This is a genomic window from Microbacterium sp. STF-2, assembly GCF_034650155.1.
GTDB lineage: Bacteria > Actinomycetota > Actinomycetes > Actinomycetales > Microbacteriaceae > Microbacterium > Microbacterium maritypicum_A.
The window spans coordinates 1,221,050-1,246,653 of record NZ_JARKMW010000001.1 but is presented as its reverse complement, the minus strand read 5'-3'; the positions used below and the strand labels follow the sequence as shown (position 1 = coordinate 1,246,653).

General features: G+C 70.4%; 21 protein-coding genes. 12 read left to right on the top strand and 9 right to left on the bottom strand.

What is annotated here, in order from left to right; genetic code table 11:
- The 3 genes from MicroSTF_RS05930 (at position 1) to MicroSTF_RS05920 (ending at position 5,180) form a co-directional block, all read left to right on the top strand.
- Positions 1-627 carry a gamma carbonic anhydrase family protein gene (locus MicroSTF_RS05930; protein WP_029260417.1) on the top strand — a complete coding sequence of 209 codons (627 nt, stop codon included), beginning with the start codon at positions 1-3 and terminating at the stop codon, positions 625-627.
- Positions 624-3,593, top strand: a complete 2,970-nt coding sequence (locus MicroSTF_RS05925) for an aminotransferase (protein WP_322954218.1) — start codon at positions 624-626, stop codon at positions 3,591-3,593. Before MicroSTF_RS05930 ends, MicroSTF_RS05925 begins: the two co-directional genes overlap by 4 nt.
- Before the next feature lie 159 nt (positions 3,594-3,752).
- Positions 3,753-5,180, top strand: coding sequence for an APC family permease (locus MicroSTF_RS05920; protein ID WP_021199507.1), 1,428 nt, complete (start codon positions 3,753-3,755; stop codon positions 5,178-5,180).
- A gap of 72 nt (positions 5,181-5,252) precedes the next feature.
- Here MicroSTF_RS05920 and gdhA read toward each other — a convergent pair whose 3' ends face one another.
- Complete coding sequence (gdhA, locus tag MicroSTF_RS05915; protein ID WP_021199508.1) at positions 5,253-6,623, bottom strand: NADP-specific glutamate dehydrogenase; 1,371 nt, start codon at positions 6,621-6,623, stop codon at positions 5,253-5,255.
- A 132-nt stretch (positions 6,624-6,755) separates the two neighbouring features.
- Positions 6,756-9,452, bottom strand: a complete 2,697-nt coding sequence (locus MicroSTF_RS05910) for a phosphoenolpyruvate carboxylase (protein WP_322954213.1) — start codon at positions 9,450-9,452, stop codon at positions 6,756-6,758.
- Between the two features lie 110 nt (positions 9,453-9,562).
- On the opposite strand from MicroSTF_RS05910, the gene nhaA reads away from it, so the two are divergent.
- The 4 genes from nhaA (at position 9,563) to MicroSTF_RS05890 (ending at position 13,665) form a co-directional block, all read left to right on the top strand.
- Entirely contained in the window at positions 9,563-10,732 is a 1,170-nt protein-coding gene (nhaA, locus tag MicroSTF_RS05905; protein WP_021199510.1) for a Na+/H+ antiporter NhaA, read from the top strand.
- A gap of 136 nt (positions 10,733-10,868) precedes the next feature.
- Positions 10,869-11,474 (top strand): MazG family protein, encoded by a 606-nt coding sequence (locus MicroSTF_RS05900; RefSeq protein WP_208323757.1) that lies wholly within the window; start codon positions 10,869-10,871, stop codon positions 11,472-11,474.
- A 69-nt stretch (positions 11,475-11,543) separates the two neighbouring features.
- Complete coding sequence (gene hisS / locus MicroSTF_RS05895) at positions 11,544-12,794, top strand: histidine--tRNA ligase (protein ID WP_292763120.1); 1,251 nt, start codon at positions 11,544-11,546, stop codon at positions 12,792-12,794.
- Positions 12,795-12,858: 64 nt separating this feature from the next.
- Positions 12,859-13,665 (top strand): SGNH/GDSL hydrolase family protein, encoded by an 807-nt coding sequence (locus MicroSTF_RS05890; protein ID WP_322954210.1) that lies wholly within the window; start codon positions 12,859-12,861, stop codon positions 13,663-13,665.
- Here the strand turns inward: MicroSTF_RS05890 and MicroSTF_RS05885 are convergent.
- Positions 13,634-14,200 (bottom strand): VOC family protein, encoded by a 567-nt coding sequence (locus MicroSTF_RS05885; protein ID WP_136025101.1) that lies wholly within the window; start codon positions 14,198-14,200, stop codon positions 13,634-13,636. The two genes, MicroSTF_RS05890 and MicroSTF_RS05885, sit on opposite strands and share 32 nt — an antisense overlap.
- A gap of 87 nt (positions 14,201-14,287) precedes the next feature.
- Here MicroSTF_RS05885 and MicroSTF_RS05880 point away from each other — a divergent pair, with 87 nt between their 5' ends.
- On the top strand, positions 14,288-15,079 hold the full coding sequence (locus MicroSTF_RS05880) for a helix-turn-helix domain-containing protein (RefSeq protein ID WP_322954207.1): 792 nt from the start codon (positions 14,288-14,290) through the stop codon (positions 15,077-15,079).
- A 94-nt stretch (positions 15,080-15,173) separates the two neighbouring features.
- Here the strand turns inward: MicroSTF_RS05880 and MicroSTF_RS05875 are convergent, their stop codons facing one another.
- The 5 genes from MicroSTF_RS05875 to MicroSTF_RS05855 are packed head-to-tail and all read right to left on the bottom strand — an operon-like array spanning position 15,174 to position 21,480.
- A complete protein-coding gene (locus MicroSTF_RS05875) occupies positions 15,174-16,403 on the bottom strand; it encodes an APC family permease (RefSeq protein WP_322954205.1) in 1,230 nt (409 codons plus the stop codon).
- A gap of 4 nt (positions 16,404-16,407) precedes the next feature.
- Positions 16,408-18,126 carry a CocE/NonD family hydrolase gene (locus MicroSTF_RS05870; protein WP_322954203.1) on the bottom strand — a complete coding sequence of 573 codons (1,719 nt, stop codon included), beginning with the start codon at positions 18,124-18,126 and terminating at the stop codon, positions 16,408-16,410.
- The gene (locus MicroSTF_RS05865) at positions 18,123-19,421 is read right to left on the bottom strand and encodes an MFS transporter (protein WP_315069405.1); all 1,299 of its coding nucleotides are present in this window, start codon (positions 19,419-19,421) and stop codon (positions 18,123-18,125) included. Before MicroSTF_RS05865 ends, MicroSTF_RS05870 begins: the two co-directional genes overlap by 4 nt.
- Positions 19,422-19,456: 35 nt before the next feature.
- Entirely contained in the window at positions 19,457-20,473 is a 1,017-nt protein-coding gene (locus tag MicroSTF_RS05860; protein ID WP_297555002.1) for an alpha/beta hydrolase fold domain-containing protein, read from the bottom strand.
- Positions 20,470-21,480, bottom strand: coding sequence for an alpha/beta hydrolase (locus MicroSTF_RS05855; RefSeq protein WP_029266621.1), 1,011 nt, complete (start codon positions 21,478-21,480; stop codon positions 20,470-20,472). Before MicroSTF_RS05855 ends, MicroSTF_RS05860 begins: the two co-directional genes overlap by 4 nt.
- Before the next feature lie 104 nt (positions 21,481-21,584).
- Here MicroSTF_RS05855 and MicroSTF_RS05850 point away from each other — a divergent pair, with 104 nt between their 5' ends.
- Positions 21,585-22,589 (top strand): LacI family DNA-binding transcriptional regulator, encoded by a 1,005-nt coding sequence (locus MicroSTF_RS05850; RefSeq protein WP_322954199.1) that lies wholly within the window; start codon positions 21,585-21,587, stop codon positions 22,587-22,589.
- On the opposite strand, the gene MicroSTF_RS05845 is transcribed toward MicroSTF_RS05850, so the two are convergent.
- Entirely contained in the window at positions 22,570-23,007 is a 438-nt protein-coding gene (locus tag MicroSTF_RS05845; protein WP_322954198.1) for a PaaI family thioesterase, read from the bottom strand. The two genes, MicroSTF_RS05850 and MicroSTF_RS05845, sit on opposite strands and share 20 nt — an antisense overlap.
- 142 nt (positions 23,008-23,149) lie before the next feature.
- Here MicroSTF_RS05845 and MicroSTF_RS05840 point away from each other — a divergent pair, with 142 nt between their 5' ends.
- The 3 genes from MicroSTF_RS05840 to MicroSTF_RS05830 are packed head-to-tail and all read left to right on the top strand — an operon-like array spanning position 23,150 to position 25,592.
- Complete coding sequence (locus tag MicroSTF_RS05840; protein WP_021199523.1) at positions 23,150-23,578, top strand: GntR family transcriptional regulator; 429 nt, start codon at positions 23,150-23,152, stop codon at positions 23,576-23,578.
- A complete protein-coding gene (locus tag MicroSTF_RS05835) occupies positions 23,575-24,645 on the top strand; it encodes a DUF1648 domain-containing protein (RefSeq protein WP_029260399.1) in 1,071 nt (356 codons plus the stop codon). The genes MicroSTF_RS05840 and MicroSTF_RS05835 overlap by 4 nt, the downstream gene beginning before the upstream one ends.
- Entirely contained in the window at positions 24,642-25,592 is a 951-nt protein-coding gene (locus tag MicroSTF_RS05830; protein WP_029266631.1) for a CPBP family intramembrane glutamic endopeptidase, read from the top strand. The genes MicroSTF_RS05835 and MicroSTF_RS05830 overlap by 4 nt, the downstream gene beginning before the upstream one ends.
- Positions 25,593-25,604: the final 12 nt, after the last annotated feature.

Genomic DNA, 25,604 nt, shown 5'->3' with positions numbered 1-25,604 from the left:
ATGTTGTACGAGCACCTCGGGGCTCGGCCCCGCGTCCATGACACCGCCGTCATCGCCCCCACCGCCGTCGTCTCCGGAGATGTGGAGATCGGGCCGGGCTGCCAGGTGCTGCACGGCGCCGTCATCACCGCCGAGGGTGGGGCGATCACGCTCGGCGAGCACGTCATCGTGATGGAGAATGCGCTCATCCGGGCGACGGCGGCGAATGCGGTGCACATCGGGTCGCACACCCTGATCGGCACGCTGTCGAGCATCGCCGGTGCGACGGTGGGAGACGAGACGTTCCTCGCCTCGGGGTCGCGGCTGTTCAACGGCTCGCTGATCGGGCCGCGCTGTGAGGTGCGCGTGAACGCCATCGTGCTCCGTCGCGCCGTGCTGCCGGAGGGCACGGTCGTGCCGATCGGCTGGGTGGCGGTGGGCGACCCCGCACAGCTGTTCTCGCCGGACCGTGAGGAGGAGATCGCGGCGGCACAGCCCGATCTCGACTTCCCGGGGCACGTCTTCGGCGTCGATCGGGACACCCCCGACCTGATGGTGCAGCTGACCGAGCGCTACGGCAGCTCGCTCGCGCGGCATGCCCACGACGTGAGCCTCGACGACGCGCACCGCGGGCAGCACCGCGCATGACGGCGGGCGTGGGCCTGGTCCGTCCCGACGTCGATACGGCCGATGCCGCGCGCATCGCGCTCGAGTGCTGGGGGATGACGGCGACGGCGGAAGAGCTCGGCAGCAACCAGGACCGGAACTTCCTGCTCACGGCAGAAGACGGCACGAGGAGCGTGCTGCGGATCGACAACCCGGTGTCCGGCGACGACGAACGCGACGCCCAGCATGTCGCTCTCGAGGCCTACCGCGCTGCCGGCGTTCGCGTACCGGCAGTGCTCCCCGGCCTCGACGGTGCGCTGACCCAGCGCTGGAACGGCTTCGCCGCGCGGCGCAGTGAGTTCGCGCCGGGCGAGCCGATGGTGGGTTCCGGATATCTCGCACCCGTCGTGCTCGCGGAGTTCGGCGCGCTCGCCGCCGCCTCCGTGCGCGCGCTGGAACCGCTCCGACACCCCGGGCTGGATCGTCGGCAGATGTGGGACATGCGCGTCGCGTACGAACAGATCGATGCGCTCGCGCCGTCGATCGCCGATGCCGCACTTCGGGGACGGGTGCTGCGCGCCGCGACCAAGGCGCACGCCGCCGTCGAACCTCTCGCCGACCGGCTCCCCGTGCAGACGATCCACGGCGACCTCACGGACGACAACGTGATGGGCGAGCGGGGCGACGACGCACGGCTGCACCCGCGCACGGTGCTCGACCTCGGCGACCTCGGGCTCGGTTGGCGCGTCGCCGAACTGGCGGTGTGCGCGGCATCGATGCTGCACCACGAGCCGGAGCGGCCGCTGCGGGTGATCGAGACGATCGCGGCCTTCCATCGCCAGGTACCGCTGAGCGATGCGGAGGCGAGGGCGGCCTGGCCGCTCGTGGTGCTGCGCGCTGCCCTGCTGGTGGCGAGCGGGTGGCGTCAGCTCGAGATCGACGGGGACAACGACTACGCGCGTGAGAGGGTCGCGGGCGAGCAGGCGATCTTCGACGCCGCGACGCTGCTGCCGCTCGTCGAGATGACCGAGCACGTGCTCGCCGCGGTCGGGATCGACGCCCCGGGATTCTCCGCGCCCGAACTCGCAGGGGACGACGACGAGGCTCCGCTGCGCGCACTGCTGCCGGATCTCACCGGTCGCGTGGCCGTGATCGATCCGGGTGTCGAGTCCGCCGCCCTCGACAACGGGCGCTGGCTCGAGGAATCGGTCGAGCACGCTCTGGTCGCCGATGCATTCGACCTCGGCGCCGCTGTGGCGGTCATGCCGTACGGGGCGTTCCGCCTGACCCGCGCGACCGTCGACGAGGCGGACCCGGGGCACACCTGGGCGACCGCGACCGAACTGCATCTGCCTCCTGGCCCGCGGGTGCGGGTGGTGGCGCCGACAGAGGCACGGGTGACGCAGCGGGGCGAGATCGCCCGCTTCGCCCTCGACCTCACCGGTCCGGACGACGCCCACGAATGGGTGCTGGAGGTCTCGGGTCTCGATGCGGAGGAGCGGCGCGAGCGCCCCGTCGGTACCGGGGAGACCGTGGCGTGGCTCGCCGCGTCGTTCGAGCCGCGGCGCCTGACCGTCGGAATCCACCGCGACGATGCTCCGGAGCGCCAGGCGGACGGAGCGGCACTGATCGCCCCCGATCGGGTCGCGGCCTGGCGCCGCCTCACCGCAGATCCTGCGCCGCTGCTCGGGCTGCCCTCCTTCGCCCAGCGGGATGAATCGGCGGCGGAGCAGGCGCGCCGTGAGCGCATCTTCGCGGCGGCGCAGGAGCGCTACTACGCGCACCCGCCGCAGATCGAGCGCGGCTGGCGGCACCACCTGGTCGACACCACCGCGCGCACCTACATCGACATGGTGAACAACGTCGCCGGTCTCGGCCACGCGCATCCGAAGGTCGCGGATGCGGCGGACCGCCAGCTGCGCACCCTCGCCACGAACTCCCGGTTCCTGTTCCGCGATCTCGCGGAGTACAGCGAGCGGCTGCTCGAACTGATGCCGGAGGGCAGCGACCTCGACACCGTCCTGTTGGTCAACAGCGGCTCGGAGGCGGTCGACCTCGCGATCCGTCTGGCGCAGGCCGCGACCGGACGGCGGACGGTCGTCGCACTGCGCGAGGCGTACCACGGCTGGACCATGGCGAGCGATGCGGTCACCACCAGCGCCTACGACAATCCCTCCGCCCTCGCGACGCGCCCGGACTGGGTGCACGTGGCCGATGTCCCCAATCGCTTCCGCGGCACCTATCGAGGCTCCGACGTGGCGGGCGACTACCTCGCCGATCTCGCTGCCGATCTCGACCGGCTGCAGGACGAGGGACGAGAGGTCGCCGCGTTCCTGTGCGAGTCGATCCTCGGCAACGCGGGAGGCGTGGTGCTCCCCGACGGCTATCTGGCCGGGGCCTACGCACAGATCAGGGCGGCGGGTGGACTGTGCATCGCCGACGAGGTGCAGGTCGGATTCGGGCGGATGGGATCGACCTTCTGGGGATTCGAGCTCGCGGATGTGGTGCCCGACATCGTCACGATCGCGAAGCCGATGGGCAACGGTTATCCGATCGGCGGGGTGATCACGACGAAGCGCATCGCGGACGCGCTGTCGACGCAGGGCCAGTTCTTCTCGTCTGCGGGGGGAAGCACGCTCAGCTGCCGGGTCGGCATCGCGGTGCTGGACGCGATGGCCGAGGACGACCTGCAGCACAACGCCGCAGTGATCGGTGCCCGCCTCGCCGAGGGCCTGCGCGGCCTCGCGGACCGGCATCCGCTCGTCGCCGTCGTCCACGGCGAGGGGTTGTACCTGGGCGTCGAACTCGTGCGCGATCGCGAGACCATGGAGCCTGCCGCCGCCGAGGCTGCGGCGATCTGCGAGCGGATGCGCGAACTGGGGGTCATCGTGCTGACGACCTCGGAACGCTCGAACGTGCTGAAGATCAAACCGCCCCTGTGCCTCAGCGCCGAGAGCGCCGACCACGTCGTCGCGATGCTGGATCGCGTGCTCACCGAGGGATGGTGAGGTCGGGCGTCTCCTTCGAATCCCGCCGTCGTTCGGAATGTTAAAAGCGCATTTCGAACCGAATTCACCGTAGCGCTGACGATTCCCTCCGGTCCATACTGTTGCTCAGCGTCGGACGACCCGAAGTCCGACCCATGCGCTGTCCCCCGAGGAGTACCCATGGCCACGAAGACGAAGCCGCTCGCGCACGGCGGAGGAACGCTCAAACGAAATCTCGGACTGTGGGCGATCGTCGGGCTCGGGCTCGGATACATGACGCCGACGGTCGTGTTCGACACGTTCGGCATGGTCGCCCGTGACACCGACGACGTCGTACCGGCCGCCTACCTGGTCGCCTTGGTCGTGATGGTCTTCACGGCGATCAGCTACGGCAAGATCTCGAGCGCGATCCCGAGTGCCGGTTCGGCGTACACATACGTGCGCGAGTCGATCCACCCGAATCTGGGGTTCATGGTCGGGTGGACCTCGCTGATCGACTACGTGCTGCTGCCGATGGTCAACTGCCTCATCATCCGCAGCTACCTCGAAGCGCTGTTCCCCGAGATCCCGGGCTGGATCTGGGTCGTGCTGTACTGCATCCTCGTCACCACCATCATCTACCTCACGATGCGCGGCACCTCGAACATGAACATGATCCTCCTGGTGTTCTCGATCGTCGTCATGGCCGTGTTCGTGGTGATGGTGATCGCCCAGCTGATGCGCGGCGAGGGGGCGGGAACGGTCGCGTCGATGACCCCGTTCTTCCACGACGGCGCCACGATGGGCGCGGTGCTGATGGGCGCCACGATCGTCTGCTTCTCGTTCATCGGCTTCGACGCCGTCACGATGTACGCGGAGGAGGCGAAGGATCCGAAGATCATGCCGAAGGCCATCCTGTTGACGGTGCTGCTGGGCGGGGCGATCTTCCTGATCTCGGGTTACCTCACGCAGTTGCGCTTCCCCGACTGGAACGAGTTCGCGCCCGGCGGCGACATGCAGTTCGTCGAGGACTCCACCCTCCCGATCATCGGCAACCTGGTCGGCGGACCCGTGCTCATGGCGGTGCTCACCGCGGCCGGTTTCTGCGCGACCCTCGCCTCGGGCCTCGCCTCGCACGCCTCGGTGTCGCGCATGCTGTTGGTGATGGGGCGCAACAACGTGCTGCCGCAGAAGGCGTTCGGCTACATCAACCCGCGCACCCACACGCCGACGTTCAACATCGTGCTGGTCGGCGCCATCTCCCTGCTGGCGATCCCGTTCACCCTGGAGCTGATCGCGGCGTGGATCAACTTCGGCGCGCTGATCGCCTTCACGTTCGTCAACATCTCGGTGATCGCCTGGTTCGCGATCCGCAAGGGCCGTCGCAAGACGCCCGGCGACATCTTCAACTTCATCGTGATGCCCGGCATCGGCATGGTCCTCACCGGCCTGCTCTGGGCGAACCTGCATGAAGACGCTCTGCGCGGGGGCCTCGTGTGGACCGCGATCGGAGTCGTCTACCTCGCGATCATCACCAAGGGCTTCCGCAAGAAGGTCGTCGCGTTCGACGAGAACCAGGCGGTGACCGGGTACAACAAGGTCGTCAAGGTGCCGGTCGACGAGAGCTGACGACGGCTCCGTGACGCAGAAGAGCCGCCTTCCGAAGAGGAAGGCGGCTCTTTCGTCGCAGGAAGGGACGGATCAGATGACGCCCTGGGCGAGCATCGCCGCGGCGACGCGCTCGAAGCCCGCGATGTTGGCACCGGCGACGTAGTCGCCCGCGACGCCGTGACGCTCCGCGGCGTCGAAGGCGGCATCGTGGATGTCGCCCATGATCTCGCGCAGCTTGTTCTCGCTGTCGCCGAAGCTCCAGCGCTGACGGGAGGCGTTCTGGCTCATCTCGAGCGCCGAGGTCGCGACACCACCGGCGTTCGCGGCCTTGCCGGGGGCGAACAGCACCCCGGCCTTCTGGAAGGCGTCGACGGCATCCGGCACGCAGGGCATGTTCGCGCCCTCCGACACGGCGCGCACGCCGTTGGCGATCAGTGCCTCCGCGTCGGCGAGGGAGACCTCGTTCTGCGTGGCGGACGGCACGGCGATGTCGACCGGCACCTCCCACACGCTGCCGCCCTCGACGAAGCGGGCGCTCGGGCGGCGGTGGGCGTACTCGACGATGCGGGCGCGCTCGACCTCCTTGATCTGGCGCAGCAGGTCGACGTCGATGCCGGCATCGTCGACGACGTAGCCGGAGGAATCGGAAGCCGTCACCGCGGTGGCGCCGAGCTGGGTGGCCTTCTGGATCGCGTAGATCGCGACGTTGCCGGATCCCGAGATGCCCACACGCTTGCCGCTCAGGGAGTCGTCGTGCACGGCGAGCATCTCCTGCGCGAAGAAGACCGCGCCGTAGCCGGTGGCCTCGGTGCGCACTTCGGCACCACCCCACCCCGTGCCCTTGCCGGTGAACATGCCGGACTCGTGGCGGTTGGTGACCTTGCGGTACTGGCCGAACAGGTAGCCGATCTCGCGGCCGCCGACGCCGATGTCGCCCGCGGGAACATCGGTGTGCTCGCCGAGGTGGCGGTACAGCTCGTTCATGAACGACTGGCAGAAGCGCATGACCTCGGCGTCGGACTTGCCGTGCGGGTCGAAGTCGGAGCCGCCCTTGCCGCCGCCGATGCCCTGACCGGTGAGCGCGTTCTTGAAGATCTGCTCGAAGCCGAGGAACTTGATGATCGACAGGTTCACCGAGGGGTGGAAGCGCAGTCCGCCCTTGTACGGGCCGAGCACCGAGGAGAACTGGATGCGGTAGCCGCGGTTGACCTGCAGCTTTCCGGAGTCGTCGATCCACGGCACGCGGAAGAGGATCTGACGCTCGGGCTCGACGAGCCGTTCGAGGATGCCGCCGTCGACGTACTCCGGGTGGCGTTCCAGGACCGGGGCGATCGAGTGCAGCACCTCGTGGACGGCCTGGTGGAACTCCGGCTCGTGCGGGCTGCGGGAGAGCACCGTGTCGAACACGGGCTGCACCGATGCGGCGAGCGGATGGAAGTCGGCGGGAGACGAAGCGGTCACGCGGAAGAGCTTTCTGGTGGGGGATGGTGGTGCAGGCGATCGTGTCGCGTGAGGCTGTGCCGGATCCGGCAGAGATTTCACTCTAGTGGGCACCGAAAGCGGGGGTTCCCGCCGGTTCGGTGGCGACGTCGGTCACCCGGTGTTCTGCAGGCCGGCGGCCACACCGCTGACGGAGAGGAGCAGCAGTCGCTGCTGCTCCGCGTCGGCGCCGGAGCCCGTGGGATCCTCCGCGGCCGAGCGGAGGGCCCGCAGCGCACGCAGCTGCAGGAGGGAGAGCGCATCGACGTACGGGCTGCGCAGCTGCACGGCGCGCTGCAGCACGGGCTTGTTCTCGAGGAGGCCTTCGCCCCCGGTGAGACGGATCACCCAGCGCCGCGTCGTCGCGAGCTCATCGAGCACGAGCTGTGCCAGGTCGTCGCGATCGCCGAGGGCCAGGTACTGGCGGGCGATGCGCTCGTCGGTCTTCGCGAGGCTCATCGCGACGTTGTCGATCATGGTGCGCAGCAGTGGCCACTCCCGGTACGCCTCGACGAGCAGCGCCTCATCGCCGACGGCGTCCAGAGCGGTGCCGAGGCCGAACCATCCGGCCAGGTTGATGCGCGCCTGCGTCCACGCGAACACCCACGGGATCGCCCGCAGGTCTTCCAGCGACTCCACCGACAGTCCGCGGCGGGCCGGCCGCGAGCCGAGCGCGAGCAGACCGATCTCCTCCATCGGGGTCACGGTGGCGAACCAGGGAGCGAAACCCTCCGCCTTCACGAGGGAGAAGAAGCGCTCGCGGGAGGCGGCGTCCATGATCGACGCGACCTCGGCGTACCGCGCGGCCGCCCGGCTCGTGCGCTCCTCCTCGGTGGGGGAGGAGGCGAGCAGCGTCGCCGCGGCGACCTGGTCGATGTGACGCATCGCGATCGCGGGCTCACCGTAGCGCGCGAAGATCACCTCGCCCTGCTCGGTGAGCTTGAAGCGGCCGTCGACCGAGTGCGGCGGCTGCGCGAGGATCGCGGAGTTGGCGGGGCCGCCGCCGCGTCCGAGGGCACCCCCACGACCGTGGAAGAGGGTCAGCTCGATGCCGGACTCCCGGGCCCACCGCGCGATCTTCTCCTGCGCCTCGTACAGGGCGAGGTTCGCGGCCACCGGGCCGACGTCCTTCGACGAGTCGGAGTAGCCGAGCATGACTTCGAGCCGGTTGCCGGTGGCGGCCATGCGCTCGCGGAACTCCGGGAACGTCACGGCTTCCTCGAGGATGCCGGGAGCCGCCTGCAGGTCGGCGAACGTCTCGAACAGCGGCACCACGTCGAGCACCGGAGCGTCGTCGCCGAGGGCGTAGCGGGCGAGGCGGTGCACATTGGCGAGGTCAGAGGCGGCCTGGGTGAACGAGACGACGTAGCGCCCGGCGGCGCGCAGCCCGCGGTCGCGCTGGATATCCGCGATCGCGCGGAACACCTCCAGCACCTCCTCGGTCTGCGCGCTGACGGCCTCTCCCGCATCGAGTTCTGCCAGCGCCTTCGCGTGCACCTGGGAGTGCTGACGCACCTCCAGCTCGGTGAGGTGGAAGCCGTAGGTCTCGACCTGCCAGATCAGGTGCTGCACGCCGCCGAACGCATGGCGCTTCGCGCCGGCATCGGCGAGCGACGCCTGCACGGCGCGCAGATCTGCCAGCAGCTCCTCGGGACGTGCGTACGCCTGGGCGCTGTCGTCACCCCGGCGCGTGGCGGCGACGCGACGCGCCAGGATCAGCAGCACGCGGCGGTGCGGCTCGTCGGGAGAGCGGGTGGCGAGCTCGGCTGCCAGCGCGGGCTCTGCAGCGGCGAAGCTCTCCCAGAGTGCGGTGACCTCGGCGCTGGGCGGCGTGTCGTCTGAGGCGAGCGTGAGCGTCCGGCCGATGCGCTCCAGCGCACGCTCGAGCCCGCGCAACACGTGGTCCGCCGCGATCTGCGAGGCCTCGCGCGTGACGGACGCCGTGACGAAGGGATTGCCGTCGCGGTCGCCGCCGACCCACGAGCCGATCCGCACGAAGGCGGGGACGACGGGGGCGCTGGCACCCGAGTCCTCTCCCCGGAGCGCGTCGTCGATGCGACGGTACACATGAGGCACCGTCGTGAAGAGCGTTTCGTCGAAAACGCCCATCACGGTGCGGACCTCGTCTGTCGGAGACGGCTTCTGGGAACGCAGCGGAGCGGTGCGCCAGAGCGTGTCGATCTCCTCCAGCATCCGTCGGCGGGCACGGTGCTCTTCCGATCCGCCCTCGCTCGCGGCGTCGTGCTGCGTGAGCAGCTCCGACAGGCGGCGGATGCTCGACGAGACCGCACGGCGGCGGGCCTCGGTCGGGTGCGCGGTGAAGACCGGGTGGAAGCGAAGGCCCTCCAGGCGGCGGCGCGCCTCGTCGTCGCCGACCTCGGTGCGCAGTCGGGCGTACGCGGTCGCGACGGTGTCGGCGGCGTCCTCACGTCCCGGCTGTCCGGCACGCTCGCGCAGCACGCGCACACGCTGGTGCTCCTCGGCGAGGTTGACCAGGTGGAAGTAGCAGGTGAAGGCGCGGGCGACCTCGTCGGCCCGCTCGACCGTGAACGACTCGGCGATCGCCGCCGCGCGCTCGAACGCGTCGGGGGTCTCCTCGTCGTAGGCCTGGATCGTCGCGAGTCGCAGCCGTTCGACGTCTTCGAAGAGGCCGTCGCCGCCGGCTTCGCGCAGCACCTGCCCGAGCAGCTGCCCGAGCATCCTGACGTCTGTGCGCATCGCATCCGGGATGCCGCGGCCGGCTTCGAAGCGGCCGATCACGCGGATGGCCTCGGTGTTCGTGGGCTCGGAGAAGGAGTGTGCGGGGGTCACCCTTCGAGAGTATCCCTCGGGGAAGGGGTGTCCTGCACGCATGACGGACTGCGTCCGGGCACGCGATCGAGAGAAGCACCGGGGCTTCCCGGCGACCTACGATGGGGGGAATGCGCATCTCAGCGAATCCCCTCCGCGGACAGCAGTTCCCTGCCGTCCTCCTCCTCGTCGCGGCCGGGCTCGGGCTGCTCCTCGCGAACCTCCCGACGCACGACGCGCTCGCCGCCTTCCTCGACTTCCACATCGCGATCCCCGGCACCGCTCTCGACCTGTCCATCGCGCACTGGGTGTCCGATGGTCTTCTCGCCGTCTTCTTCCTCGTCGTGGCCATCGAGCTGCGTCACGAACTGACCCACGGCGAGCTCGACTCCCCACGCAAGGCCGTGCAGCCCGCGATCGCGGCAACCGGAGGCGTGCTCGTCCCGATCGCGGTCTACCTCCTGATCGCCGGCGGCGACGGCACCACGGCGCCGGGCTGGCCCATCCCCACGGCGACCGACATCGCCTTCGCCCTCGGGGTGCTGGCGATGTTCGGCAAGGGGCTGCCGTCGCGGGTGCGCGTCTTCCTGCTCGCGCTGGCCATCCTCGACGACATCATCGGCATCATCTTCATCGCGGTGCTGTTCGCCGAAGACGTGCAGTGGCTGCTGTTCGGCCTCGCGATCGTCGGCGTCGCGGTGTTCTGGGCGCTGAGCCGGCTCCTGCACGCCAAGGGGCACCCGCTGATCGCGGTGGCGATGGTCCTGGTCGGCGTGCTCACCTGGGGCCTGGTCGCTTCCTCCGGCATCCATGCCACGATCGCCGGTGTGCTGCTGGGCCTCGTGATGTCGCCCGTTCCCGCCGGTCGCACCCGGCATGCGCTCGAACCGACCGTGAACGGTGCGATCCTGCCGCTGTTCGCGTTCGTCGCGGCGTTCGTCGTGATCCCCGCCGTGTCGATCACGCAGCTGTCGCCGGCGTTCTGGGCCATCGTGGTGGCCCTGCCCGTGGGTAAGATCATCGGCATCTCGCTGTTCGGCTGGCTGGCGATGCGCATCCGCCCCAAGGGCGCCGATCCGGCGCTGCCGTTCGCCGACATCCTCGCCGCGGGAGCCCTCGGCGGCATCGGCTTCACGGTCTCTCTGCTGCTGGCGAATCTCGCCTTCGCCGACGACGGCGGCATCAGGGACCAGGCGATCCTCGGCGTGCTCGTGGGGTCGCTGATCGCTCTCGTGCTCTCCGGGATCATCGTGTCGCTGCGGGCCCGCTGGTACCGTCGGGTCGCATCCGCAGCATCCTGAGAGGCATCATGACGGGAAGTCCGACTCGGGGCCTCTCCGCGCCCGACCGATTCGAGGAGGAAGCGTGAGCGCTCAGCCCGAGACCGATGCCGGCGTCGACGACGCACAGGATCCGCTCCGTCAGGCCGCCGACACCATGCACGCGGTCAGGGACCGCTGCGTGTGGTCGCAGCAGATCACGCACCGCGACCTCGTGCCGTACCTCATCGAGGAGTCGCACGAGGTGATCGACGCGGTCGAGGCCGGCAGTCGCGACGACCTTCGCGAGGAGCTGGGCGATCTGCTGTGGCAGGTGCTGTTCCACTCCGCCATCGCGGCTCAGGACCCGGATGATCCGTTCGACATCGACGATGTGGCGCGCACGCTCACCGAGAAGATGGTGCGTCGCCATCCTCACGTGTTCGCCGGGGAGGTCGCCGACACCCCCGAACAGGTACTGGTGCACTGGAACGCGGCGAAGGCGGCCGAGAAGCGCACGCGACGCAGCGTGCTCGACGGTGTGCCGCGGGGGATGCCGGCGCTCGCGCTCGCGCAGAAGCTCGCGGGCCGCGCCGCCGGTGCGGGCGTGACGATCGACCCGACACCGGCCGCCGTCTCGCCGGACTCGGAAGCGGAGCTCGGCGAAGCGCTCCTCGCCCTCGTCGCGACGGCGCGCGCCGAGGGCTGGGATGCCGAGCGGGCGCTGCGCGAGCGGCTGCGGGTGCTCGAGGACGACGTGCGCGCGGCCGAAGCCGCCTCCTGACGCTCGGCGCGACGACGCCGACAGACCTGGGAAGATGGAACCGTGGCTACCGTGAATCCGCCGCGCGGCATGCGCGACATCCTCCCCGCCGACAAGGCCCGCCGTGAGCGTGTGCTCTCCGTCATCCGCGAGCGCTACCTCGCACACGGATTCGACGAGATCGAGACGCCCGTCGTCGAGGACTACGAGCGACTGCATGCCGGTATCGGCGGCGACAACGAGAAGCTCTCGTACAACATCCTGCGCCGTGGTCTCGATGCCGATGCGATCCGCGCCGCCGCCGACGACCCGGCCGCGCTCTCCGATCTCGGCCTCCGGTACGACCTGACCGTGCCGCTCGCGCGCTTCTACGCGAGCAACCGTGGTCAGCTCCCCACCGTGTTCCGCTCGATCCAGATCGGTCCGGTCTGGCGCGCCGAGCGTCCGCAGAAGGGCCGCTACCGTCAGTTCGTGCAGTGCGACATCGACATCATGGGCGATGACTCCTCGCGCGCCGAGGCCGAGCTGATGGTCGCCTCGCTCGACGCCGTCGACGCGCTGGGCCTCGAGGGCGCGACCGTGCGCATCAACGACCGCCGGGTGCTGGATTGGATGCTCGACAGCTTCGGGTTCACGGCGGAGGAGCGCCCAGGGGTGCTCATCACGATCGACAAGCTCGACAAGATCGGCCCCGAGGGGGTGGCGACCGAGCTGCGGGAGCGCAGTGCCTCGACTGCGGCCGCCGACGCGTTCGACGCCTTCCTGCGACGTCCGCAGACCATGGAGTATCACCCGTTCGGCGAGCGGCAGATCCGCAAGGCGCTGCCCGAGGGGGCACCGGCCGAGCTGATCGAGCACCTGGTCGGCATCGGCGAGGCCGTGGCCGCGGGGCGCGGGCAGTCCGACATCCCGCTCGTCTTCGATCCGTTCCTCGTGCGTGGCATGGGGTACTACACGGGCACGATCTTCGAGCTCGCGCACCCCTCCGTCGGGTACTCGCTCGGTGGCGGCGGCCGGTACGACGGCATGATCGGGCGCTTCCTCGGGCAGCAGGTACCGGCGGTGGGCTTCTCGCTCGGATTCGAACGCCTGGTCGACTTGATCGCCGATGAGGCCGATGCCGGGGCGCAGGCGGTCGTGCTCATCCACGATGCCGAAGTTCCGGTGCACGAGCTGGTCCGGCACAAGGCGGCACTGATCGCCGGCGGGGCCAGGGTGCGGCTCGAGCGACGCACCAAGAACGTCAAGGCGCTGCTGGAGCGATCGGCTGCCGACGGCTACACCGCCTTCGCGACCGTCTCCGCCGGTGCCGGCGAGCTGGAGCTCAAGCCGCTCTCCTGACGAGCCGGGGTCGTCGCCGGATCCCGTTCACGCCGCGTTCACGGTGTCGGGATGGAATCAGGGCGTGAGCCGCTTCCGCATCCCCGTTCTGGCCGGGGCGACACTCGTCGCGCTCCTCATCGGCTTCCGGCTCGTGCTCGGCCGACAGGCGGCGCTCGCGCGACGGCGGATCGGGAAGCCGCTGGGGGAGGAAGCACTCGATGCGGATCGCCTCTGGCGTCGAGGTCTCGACGGAGCGCCCCTCGACCTGCTGGTGCTCGGCGACTCGATCGCCGCGGGTCTCGGAGCCGAGCACCGCAAGGAGACGCTCGGCGGGCGTCTGGCGAAGTCGACAGGACGCCGGATGCACCGCCCCGTGAGGCTGCGCACGGCGGCAGTGATCGGTGCGGAGTCGCCCGATCTCCCCGCTCAGCTCGACGCCCTGCCCGCCGAGTACCGCCCACACGTGGCCGTGATCGTCGTCGGAGGGAACGACGTGACCCACCGGCTGCCGGTGGGGCTGTCCGCGCAGCATCTGCACGAGACGATCCGCCGGCTGCGCGAGATGGGTGCCGAGGTCGTCGTGGGCACCTGCCCCGACCTCGGTGCGTTGCGCGCCGTGCCGCAGCCCCTCCGGCGGATCGCGTCGAGCCTGTCGCGCCGTCTCGCTGAGATCCAGGACGAGACGGCCCGACAGGCGGGCGCCGAGCCGGTGGATCTGCGCCACGCGGTGGGATCGATGTTCTTCGACGAGCCCGAAGCGATGTTCAGCCTCGACCGCTTCCATCCGAGCGCGCTCGGGTATCGCCGCACAGCCGAGGCGCTGCTGCCGGCGGTGTATCGCGCGGCGGAGAGGTCGCTCAGCTCGCGCCGTCCGTCGGCTCCGCGCTGAACGACGCTGCCCATTCGGCCACCCGGCGGCTGCTCTCCTCGTCGGAGATGTCCTCGACACGGGTCATGACCGACCAGCGCACACCGAACGGATCGCGGATGCTGGCGAACCGGTCGCCCGAGACGAAGGGCGCGGGCGCTTCACGCACGGCCGCTCCCGCGGCGACGGCCTTCTCGACGACCGCATCGACGTCCGAGACGTACAGACCCATGGAGTAGCAGTCGTCGTCGCCGTCGGGGGAGCGCACGAGGTGGTAGTCGGGGTTCGGCTCTCCGAGCTGGAGCAGCCCGAGACCGAAGTCGAGGTCGGCGTGCGCGACCACCCCGCCGAACTCCGTGACGTCGATGACGCGGGCGCCGAAGACGTCGCGGTAGAACTCGATCGCCTGCTTCGCGTCGGGGATCGCCAGGAAGGGCGTGAGGGAGGTGGCGCTGTTCGGGCGGCCGTTCGTCGTGTATGTCCCGTTCGTCCCGGTCGTCGGGGCGTTCGCGGGGGTCTTCGCGGTGGTGTCGTTCGTGGTGTCGTCAGTGCTCATGCCGCCACGTTAGGCGGGTCGGGATGGCGGTGGCTTGAAGATCTGCGACAGCATCCGGATGTCGGGTCCGGAGCCTACGCTGGGGCTATGGTGAACCCGAGGCGCGGTGTGCTGTATCCCGCACGTCTGCCGCAGTTCCATCGGTTGCCGGCACCGTCGTCGGTGGCGGATCTGGTCGCGTGGTTCTGGATTCCGGAGTGGGACATCGAGCCCGGGCGCTCGTCGCGGCAGGAGGTGGTCGCCTATCCGGCGCTCAACCTCGTCGTCGATGCGGATGCCGTGACGCTGTCGGGCGCGACCACCCGCCTGTCCCACCGCGATCTGCAGGGGAGCGGATGGGCTGTCGGTGCCCTTCTGCGACCGGCAGCAGTCGTCGCGCTGATCGACGATCCGTCATCCCTGGTCGACGCGGAGCGAGTGCTCGACGCGGGAGAGGACGTCGCCGACCTCCGCCGTGCCGTGGCCGACGCGATGGAGGCGGGTGAAGGGCGCCGGGAACGGGCGGTCCAGGCTGTCTCCCGGTGGCTCGAGAAGCGTGTGGGACCGGTTGGCGAACCTGCACGCCAGGCCGATGCCGCCATGGAGGTGCTGATGGGAGACGGGGCCGCCCTCACCACAGAGGAGGCCGCCACACGCCTGGCGGTCTCGGTGCGGACCCTGCAGCGCATGACGCACCGCCACGTCGGGCTCTCGCCGGCCGCGATGATCCGGCGTCGGCGCCTGCAGGAGGCGGCGCAGCGGGTACGCGACGAGCCGGGAGTCGACCTGGCTTCGATCGCCGCAGAACTCGGGTACGCCGATCATGCGCATCTCACGCGGGACTTCCAGGCTGTGCTCGGCATCGCGCCGCGGGTGTACCGCTCCGAGACGCGCGGCTGAGATCGGACAGGCGGAGCCCCGGAGTCGTGAGAGCTCAACCCCGAGGGCTCAACCCCCAAGGGCTCAACCCCGAGGAGCTCAGCGCCCCAGGAGTTCAGGCCCGTGTGAGCCGCAGACGCAGCAGGCGGTATCCGATGCCGAGCAGCACGACGGCGGTGCCGATGATCGACGCGAACACGGGCAGGGTGTTCACCAGGAACAGGCATCCGAGGGCACCGAGAACCTGCAGCGCTCGCGGGTAGCGTCGCGCGCGCCCGCGCTGCCGGAAGGCCGCGGCGTTCGCGATGAGGTAGTAGATGAGGACACCGAAGGAGGAGAAGCCGATGGCGCCGCGCAGGTCGGCGACGAGCACGATGGCGATCACGATGAGGGCGATGGCGATCTCGGCACGCTGCGGAACCTGGTGGTTCCGGTCGATCTTCGCGAGGAACCGCGGAACATCGCCCTCGCGGGCCATCGCCAGGGTCGTGCGGCCGATTCCGGTCAGCAGCGCCAGGAGCGCGCCGAGCGAGGCGGCAGCCGCGGCCACGCGGAGCACCGGAATCCACACCGACGCACCGGCTGCGGCGAGCAGATCGACCAGCGGTGCCGTCGCCCCGATCGCGTCGGCGCCGAGCACGAGCACGACGACCGACCCGACCAGTGCGTACACGACGACGGCGCCGCCCAGGGCGAACACGATCGCACGGGGGATCGTGCGGGCGGGGTCGACGACCTCTTCGCCCATCGTCGCGATGCGCGCGTATCCGGCGAACGCGAAGAACAGCAGCCCGGCTCCCTGGAGTACCCCGTAGACCGTCGCCTCGGGCAGCGGAGGAGGAGCGGCCGTCGGGGCGGCCGCGATACCGAATCCGACTGCGACCGCGAGCCCGAGCAGCGAGCACACCACGAGGATGCGGGTGACCAGTGCTGTGCGGGTCACACCGAAGCAGTTCACGACGGCGAGAAGCACGACGGCCGAGACGGCGACGGGCACCTGCCAGCCGGCGGGGGCTGCATAGGCGGCGAACGTCATGGCCATGGCTGCGCAGCTCGCGATCTTGCCGATCACGAAGCTCCACCCCGCGATGAAGCCCCACCAGGGGCCGATCTCGGCGCGGGCATAGGCATACGTGCCGCCGGCGACGGGGTGGGCGGCGGCGAGCTGCGCCGACGAGGTGGCGTTGCAGTACGCGACGACGGCGGCGATCGCGAGGGCGATGAGGATCCCGCTCCCGGCGACCCCGATCGCGGGTGCCCACACCGCGAAGACGCCGGCGCCGATCATCGATCCGAGGCCGATGGCGACGGCATCCGCGAGTGTCAGGCGACGGGCGAGGGGCATCCCGTCATCGTGGCACGCGGCGGTGAACGGCGGGTGACGCCGCCGCCGCGTGCGCCCCGGCCGTCACCGCGGCGGGCAGGGTGAGGGTGGCGGGATCGGAGCCTCCCACACGCACGGTCTGCTCGCTGGCGATCAGGCGCGAGTGATCGCGCACCGGATCATCGGTGCCGGGGTTGCGCAGATGCAGCGGGTGGGCGCCGGACGACACCTGCACGCGCAGACGCGACCCTGCGGCGAAGCGGTGGGCAAGGGGCGCGAGTTCGAGCCGGATACGGCCGGTCCCGTCGGTGCCGGTCTCGTCGGTGCCGGTGTCGTCGGTGCCGGTGTCCTCGGGCGAGAGACGTCGATACCCGTCGGTGACCGCTCGGGAGACGCCCTTGGAGTCGACCTCGCAGAGACGCACGAACAGGTCGGCTCGAGGATTCGACGATGCGAGACGCAGGGCGATCTCGGGCACTCCGATGACGATCAGGTCTTCCGGAAGTGGATCACCGGTGAACACGAGGACATCGTCCCGGCGTTCGCGGACGCTCTGTCTGCGTCGCCCGGCGGAGAAGGGATTGAGCGTGCGTCCGCCTCCGTCCGGCGTCGGGTCCGCAGGGTCGTAGCGGTATGTCAGCTCGGTGGTGGGGCGCTCGACACCGCTTCGGTCGAGTCGTCCGTCGGCGGTGAGGGCCATCGACATCGCCGAATGCGGCGGGGGCCAGCTCTCCAGCTCCCGCGGGCCACCGCCTCCGGTCACGTCGAGGCGTACGCCCTCCGCGGCGGCGTCCGCGCGGAAGGAGCGCAGTACCTCGCGGGCGCCGATCACCGTGATCTCGGGGGCGCCGTGCACCCAGTCGCCGATGATGAGGCGCACCGGGCGCCCCGCATCGCGGAGTGCGGCGTAGTCCGCCAGCTGACCGACCAGGAACAGGTCCTGCCATCCAGCCACGAGAGTGACCGGCGGGATGCTCTCGACGTCCTGTGCGAAGTGCATCGGCTCCCACCAGGGGTCGCCTTCGTCGCTGTGCTCGACCCAGTCGCGGAAGAACTGCGGGTCCGCGCCACGTGCCACGCGCACCGCGTCTGCAGGCGGGATCGCGAGCGCACCCCGACGGAAGGCGTGGCGGGCGCGCAGCAGTGCCCACGCCTTCGACGGCAGCGACCGCTCCTGGATGTCCAGCGCGTACGCCCACGTGAGCGGCGTGTCGATCGAGAATCCGCCGCCCGGGTAGAGGATCGCGTCGTCGAACCGCCGCGCCGAGATCGCGATGCCCAGGGCGTCCGGACGCACGTCGCCGTCGCAGTAGGCCCACTGGGTCACGCCGAAGTAGCTTCCGCCCCAGGAGTGCACGCGTCCTGTCGCCCACGGCTGCGCGCGCAACCACCGCATCGTCGCCTGTCCGTCGGAGACCTCGTCGTGCAGCGGGTCGAACACTCCTCCCGACCCGAACGTGCCCCGGCAGCTCTGCACCACGACATGGTGCCCGCGTTCGGCGAGGAACAGGGCCACCCCGGCGATGCCGTCACGCCCGTACGGGGTGCGGATCAGCACCGTGTGCCCGTCGGATCCCTCCGCATGCCAGTGGTCGGTGAGGAGTGCGGCTCCGTCGTCCGCCGAGACCGGGATGTCGGCCGCGCGCGTGACCTTCCGGTGCGTCTGCGGGGGCATGTCGACGGATCGGGAGAGGCGTCGGTACTCCCGGCGGGCTGTGCCGCCGAGACGGGGAGCATCGGTCATCGCACGCCCTTCACTCTGGTGACCGCGAATGCGGCGATCACGGCCATCACGACCGCGCCGATGTAGAGGGCCGCGAAGTTCTCACCTGTCGGCGAGCCTATGCGGGTGGCGAAGAATCCGAAAACGGGCACGAGGATGCCCGGCAGCAGATAGGCGAGGGCCACGATGCCGAGATCCTTGCCGGCGTCATCGACGGAGGGGAGGCACTCCGTCATCAGGGCGACATCGGCCGCGATGTAGGCGCCTTGACCGGCCCCGACGACCGCGATCCCGACGAGGAAGAACGCGATGTCACCGAAGGAGATCGCCAGTATCAGGCCTCCCGCGCTGGCGAGTGCGCCGATGACGACGCTCGGCTTGCGGCGGCCCGTGCGGTCGGAGATCACCCCGAACACGAATGCCATCACCAGGTTCATGAGCGTGAAGGCCGCCGTGGCCTGCGTCTGCACCGCGGCGATCTCCGTCGGGTCGTCGATGCCGAAGCGGCCCGAGATCGTCAGGTAGAGGTAGCTCGTGACCGACACGATCGATGCGGTCATGAAGAAGCGGCACAGCCAGGCCCAGGCGAAGTCGGGGTAGCGGCGGGGGCTCAGCCAGAACGTCGCCAGAACGGCGCTCCAGTCCATCGGGTCGGCGGGCTGCCGGCGACGGATGTCCTTCAGCGTGAAGAACAGCATCAGTGCCAGGAGCACGGAGAACCCGCCGGGGATCAGGAACATGCCGACCTGGCCGATCGGGGCGACCACTCCGGCGAGCGACACTCCGCCGAGGATCCCGATCGCGGTGGCGGCCCCCGTGACGGCCGACATGATGGCGCGGATGCTGCGGCGGATCTGGTCGGCGAACAGCGTGTGGACCGTCATCGACACGGCGCCCCAGCCGACCAGGACCAGGATGGTGCCGGCCCCGAGCGCGAGGAGGGAGGGGGCGGTCGCCTGCACGACGTATCCGGACAGGGCGATCAGCGAGCCGGAGAGGATCCAGGGGCGGCGGATGCCGAGGCGGGACATCGATCGATCGCTCAGACGACCGAAGATCGGCGTCGTGATGAGGATGGCGGCGCCGCCGAGCGTGAGGATGATGCTGAGGTCGCCCGTCGCCTGGTCGGGGTCCCACTCCTTGAGGAGCTGGGGGATCGCAACGCTGGCGACGCCCTGGGCGATGCCGGACCCGAGCCACGCGAGCACGAAGGCGATCCAGAACCAGCGTGTCTGGCGCTGACCGGGGATCGCGTCGGTGGTGAGTGGCGGAGCGGGGTCTGCGGGGAAGACAGGATCGACTGCGTGGGTGGACATCATCGTCTCCGGATCTCGGTCGGGGTGGGGAAGGGTCACAGGTGCGCTCCCGTGGTCGTCACTGCATCCGCGGGGGAGTGGCCGGCGGAGCGGTAGGCATCGGCGAGTTCCCGGACGAAGACGTCGCGCCACTGGCGTGCCCCCTCCCACCGACCGGTCAGGCCGGGGGAGGCATGGTCGTGGCCGGCGCCGATGCGCAGGACCACGGGGACTCCGGCCTCGTGTAGCGCGTCGGCGTACGCCGTCGCGCCGTCCAGGAGGGGATCGAATTCGGCCGCGAGGATCAGGGCGGGAGCGAGGTCGCGGTGGTCCGGCGCGTCCAGCGGAGAAGCGTCGGCGAGGGGAGCGCCGGCGCGATAGACCTCGGCGAGGTGCATGGCCGCCTCCCAGTCCGCGGCGGCGAGGCGGCGGGGCATCGATGCGCCGACGAGGCGCAGCGCGGCCGGAAGCACTTCGAGCGCCTGGTGGTGCAGAGATGTTCCGGCGTCGCGCTCGCGCAGCGCGGCGGAGGCCGCGATGGTCGCGCCGGCGGAGTTGCCGCCCACGCCCAGCCGATCCGCATCGATCGCGAGCTCGTCGGCACGTTCGCGCAGATCCGCAAGGGCCGCGACGGCGTCGTCGACCGGAGCGGGGAACGGGTGCTCGGGTGCCAGCCGGTACTCGAGCGACATGATCTGGACGCCGGAGCGCAGTGCGCGATCCGCACAGAGCCGATCGTTGAGCGACTCGTCGATCGTGCCGCCGGTCCAACCGCCGCCGTGCAGCCACAGCATCGTGGGGAGGGCGCCCGGCGCGGCTGCGGTGCGGAACCGTCGGGCGCGCAGCGGACCTTCCCCTCCCGCCACCGTCAGATCGTCGATCTCCACGCCCGAGGGGACCGGCGCGGTGAACTCGGAGGCCAGGAGGTCGCTCAGCTCCCGCTGCGCCCGGCGACGCGCACCCATGGCGGGCGACTCCAGCTCGGGGAGGGTCGCGGAGAGCTCGCGGATGCGCTGGATCCACTCCAGGATCGCCGGACTCAGCGGCGACTCGTGCTGCTCCTGCTCGCTCATGACGGCGTCCTTCCATGGAGGGTGCGCAGCTCGGAGACGACCAGGCGATGCGCGGCATCCGCTGCGGGCACGAATCCGGTCGAACCGAGCGAGCCGTGCGTCTGCCCGATGAAGCGCATCGCGGTCACCGGGACCCCGGAGGTGGAGAGCGCTCGGGCATAGGCTTCTCCGTCGCCGCGCAGGGGGTCGAGCTCGGAGGTGAGGATCACGGCGGGCGGAAGCCCCTCGTGCGATGCGGCCCGCAACGGGGACGCATACGGGAGGCGAGCGGCCGCGGCATCCTCGCCGACATACTGCCGGACCAGGGTGCGGCCGACCGCGCGCACGATGACTCCCGGCATCCGCGCATCGATGCCGGCCATGTCGGCATGACCCATGGTCAGATCGAGTGCGGGGTTCTCCAGCAGCTGCAGGGCGATCGGATGCGCCGAGCGATCGCGGTTCATCAGCGTCACGGCTGCGGCGAGGTCGCCTCCCGATGAGGCCCCGCCCACGGCGAGGCGGTCCGGCGATGCCCCCAGCTCCGTCGCGTGGGTGTGCGTCCACTCGAAAGCCGCCCAGCACTGCTCCGGTTGGGTCGGGAACTGCTGCTCCGGGGCGTGGGCGTAGTCGGCGGCGACGATCACGATCCCCGCATCGCGTGCTCGGGCTCGGAACCGCGCGTCCCACGAGACCCAGTCGATCCCGGCGATCGTGAATCCGCCGCCGTAGAAGTACACCAGCGCGGGGAGGCCCGAGTCGGGTGGCGTGCGCTCCTCGCCGGGCCAGTAGACGCGCACGCGTACGTCGGGGTGCCCGTCGACCGGAACGATGTGCTCCTCGGCGGCGGTGGGGAGCGGCGTGATCCCGAGCGCGGCGCTCACGGTGTCGTCGTTCCTGGCAGCGACCCGGCGTCGTCCTGCGGGGTCTGCGGGTTCCTCCTCGAGCAGAGGCGCGACCCGCTCCTCCCACGCCGCCACGGCGCTGTCGAGGGTCGGGCGCCGGAAACGGGACCGCGGTGTCGGCATCGGGCATCTCCTTCGACGGTTCCGCACCGGTGGGTTCCGACCGGGGCGGGTTCCGACCTAGTCTGAGCAATCGAAGAACTTCGATGAAGAAGGGAAGTCCGAGCATGCGCGCACGACCGGGACGGGTCACCATCTACGACGTCGCGGAGCGCGCGGAAGTGAGCATCTCCACCGTGTCGCTGGCGGTGAGTGCGCCGCACAGGGTGCGACCCGAGACCCGCGAACGCATCGTCGCCGCGGCCACCGCGCTCGGATATCGGATGACGCAGGGGCGGCGCGTGGGGGCCGCGCGCATCGCGGTCGCTGCACCGTTCACGACCTACCCCTCGTACCTGCGTCGCCTGTCCGGGATGCTCCGCAGGGCCAGGGATGCGGCGGTAGACATCATCCCCTACGACCTCGATTCGGCGGCGGCCGCCGATGAGCCGCTGCTCGACGTGCTGCCCACGCGCACGGACGCCACCGGCCTCGTGGTGATGGGGGTTCCGCTCGGCGGCGCGGCACGACGGGCGAGCAGGGCCGCGCGCATCCCGGTGGTCCACGTCGACGTGGTGCCGACGCGGTCGGACGTGGGAGGTCCGGTCGTCCTCGTCGACGACCGTGACGGCGGTGCGCAGATCGGCCGCCACCTCGCCGGCCTCGGACATCGTCGTGTCCTGTTCGTGCATGAGCCGCAGCGCTCGCCGGCCTACGTGTCGGCCGGGATGCTCCGTATCGAAGGGCTCACGCAGCACCTGGCGATGACCGACCTGGCGGTCCCCGATCCCTCCGCGGTCGACGGCCGGGTGATCGCTGCGGCCCGCGCCGCGGGTGCGACGGCGATCGTCGCGAACCACGACCAGTTCGCCGCCGCGGTGCTGTCGGCGTTGCGCGCGGACCCCGACACCGCTCCGCTCGCTGTCGTCGGCTACGACGACGGCGAGGTCGCTGCGGCGCTCGACCTCACGACCGTGCGGCAGCCGTTCGAGGAGAGCGGTCGCACGGCTCTGGAGCTCGTCCTCGGACTGGTGTCGGGCGCATCGACCGCGCACGACACCGTGCGCCTCGCCCCCACCCTGATCGCGAGGGCGTCGACGCTCGCGGGCGGGATCAGCCCCGCGAAGCGGTGACGCGCTTCTTCTCCCGGATGTAGACCTCGCGGCGCACCTTCGCGACGACGTCGCCCTCACGGTCGGTGATGACGGTCTCGAACCACTCGAGCACCTTGGCTCCGCCGCGTGCACGCTCGCGGATGTCCTCCGCCTTCTCCTTCGACACCTCGAACTCGGCGGTGAGCACGCCTCGGCCGGGCTTGAGGAACTCGATCTCGCCGCGGGTGTCCCACACGACGTGGTCGCGTCCGAGCTGGTGCATGACCAGCATGAAGAAGTACGGGTCGGTCATCGCCGACATCGAGCCGCCGAACGCGGTCTTGACGTAGTTGCGGGTGAAGACGTTGACGTGCAGCTCGACGGTCGCGTGCGTCCAGTCCTCGCTGAAGCGGCGGATGCGGATGCCGCTGAAGAGGTTGGGGATCCACAGGCTCATGCCGATCGCGAGACGGCGGGGGAGTGATGCGCATGAAGGCCAGTGTGGGGCACCAGGGCGGAGCGACGAAGACGTCTGGAGGGTTGGCACAGTTGTTATAGTTCGCATAGAATAAGTAGCGATGATAGGAGAGGAGGGTCGGATGCTCATCCGCGTCGATCCCGACAGCCCCCGCGCGCTCTACGACCAGGTGGCGGCCTCCATCCGCTCCGACATCCTCACCGGGGTCCTCGCGCCCGGCGATCGCCTTCCCGCGGCCCGCGACGTCGCCGAAGCGCTCGACATCAACCAGCACACCGTCCTGCACGCCTACCAGCGGCTGCGCGATGAGGGGTTGGTCGATCTGCGTCGCGGGAGGGGAGCGGTCATCGCGGCCTCGGCGGCACCCCTCGCCGAACTCGCTCACGACATTGACGAGCTGGTGCGCCGTGCCGCAGCCCTCGGCGTCTCCGCCGACACGCTCGCCGGCATCGTTCATGCGCACCGTGACGCCCGATCCGATCTCGACCGTTCTGATCTCCCCCGTTCCGATCCCGACCGCCCCGACAGCCGCGAGGAGGACTCGCCATGACCATCCACGACCTCACCCGCACACCGCCTGCGCTGCTGCGACGCGCTCGGCTGACCTTCTTCGTCGTCGCGGTGATCCTGCCGATCGTGATCACCGCCGTCGCCGTCGTGATCCTGCTCGCCTGGCTGCCCACGCTGCCGCCACAGGTGGCGACACATTGGGGTGTGAGCGGCGCCGACCGGTTCGGCCCGCCGTCCGTGTATCTCTGGATCCTCGTCGGGGTCGGGCTCGGCTTGCCGGCGCTGATGGCGATCGTCACCCTCGCGTCCGTCGGTGCGCACTGGGGCGGGGCAGCCCGGCTGATGGGCGCACTCTCCGCGGGGATGTCCGCCTTCGCGGCCGTGATGAGCCTCGGATCCCTCGCGATCCAGCGTGAGCTCGCCGACCCCGCGGAATCGCCCGGCATCGGGGGCACCATGGCACTCGCGTTCGCCGCACTCCTTCTGGTCGGCGGCATCGCCTGGGCCGTGCAGCCGCGCGTGCGGCCGGAGCAGGGGCGCACGCTCGAACCCCGCTACTCGGTGCACGTCGCGAAGGGCGAACGCGTCGTGTGGGTCGCCACGACGACGATGCCGCGCGGCGCGCTCGCCTTCCTGCTGTTCGTGCTCCTCGGTCTCGTCGCGCTCGCCGCGTACATGCTCGGCACCGGCGTCGAGGGTGGCTGGATCGTCGCGCTGGTCGTGGTCGTCGTGGGCTTCGCCCTCGCGGCGACCGCCTCGTTCCGCGTCACGGTCACACCGGAGGGCTTCTCCGCTCGTGCCCTGCTGGGCTGGCCGCGCATCCGTGTCCCGCTCGACGAGGTCGAGGCGGCGCGCGCTGTCGACATCTCCCCGTTCGGCGAGTTCGGCGGCTGGGGATGGCGCATCGCCGTCGACGGGCGCACCGGGATCGTCATGCGCCGCGGATCTGCGATCGAGGTCTCCCGACGGGGCCGGCGACCCTTCATCGTCACCATCGACGGCGCGGAAGAAGCCGCGGCGCTGCTCCAGGCCTATGTCGACCGCGCGCGGACCGTGGCCATCCCCTCGACCGATCGATCGACGGACTCCGGAAAGGAGACCTCATGAACGACCAGACCCTGAACCCGCGCCGTGTGCCGTGGACCGCGGTGATCGTCTTCGTGGCGGTCTCCTTCGTCCTCTCCTGGCTGGTCGCCCTGCCCCTGTGGCTGGGCGACGGGCTCGCCGAGCCGAGCTCGGTGTTCCTGCTGCCGGTGATGATGTTCACGCCTGCGGTGGCGGCTCTCATCGTCACTTTCGCGATGCGCGTCCCCGCACCCGGGCAGCGCGCCCGCTTCCTCGGACTGTGGCCGCTGCGCCCCGCGAAGCGCGTGATCTGGCTCATGGTCGCGGGGTGGCTCGTTCCGCCGCTGCTGGTGGGCCTGGGCGTCCTGCTCTCCGCCGCGCTCGGTTTCGTGCAGCTCGACCTGACGTTCTCGGCTCTCGCAGCCGAGCTCGAGAAGGCAGCGCCGGCCGGAACACCACTGCCTCCTGTCCAGGTCGTCGTGTTCGCGCAGCTCGCGATGATCCCCGTCGGCGCGCTGTTCAACAGCCTCTTCGCGTTCGGCGAGGAGCTCGGCTGGCGGGGGTGGCTGCTTCCGGCGCTGCGCCCGCTCGGCACCTGGCCGGCCCTGATCCTCAGCGGCGTGATCTGGGGCGTGTGGCACAGCCCGATCATCCTGCTCGGCTACAACTTCGGGCGCACCGACATCACGGGCATCCTGTTCATGATCGGTGGATGCGTGGCCTGGGGCGTCCTGCTCGGCTGGCTGCGGCTGCGGTCCGCATCGGTGTGGCCGGCGGTCATTGCGCACGGATCTCTGAACGCCGCGGCGGGCCTCATCCTCATCGTCGCCGCGACGCAGCCCGATCTGGCGTTGGCGGGACCACTCGGCGTCGCGACCTGGGTCGTCCTCGCGCTCGTCGCGGTGGTGCTGCAGCTGACGGGACAGTTCCGTGCCCAGCCCGAGCTCGCCGACGCGTCGGGGCGGCTGCTCTCGGCACCGCGGCCTTGACGGAGGGCGGCG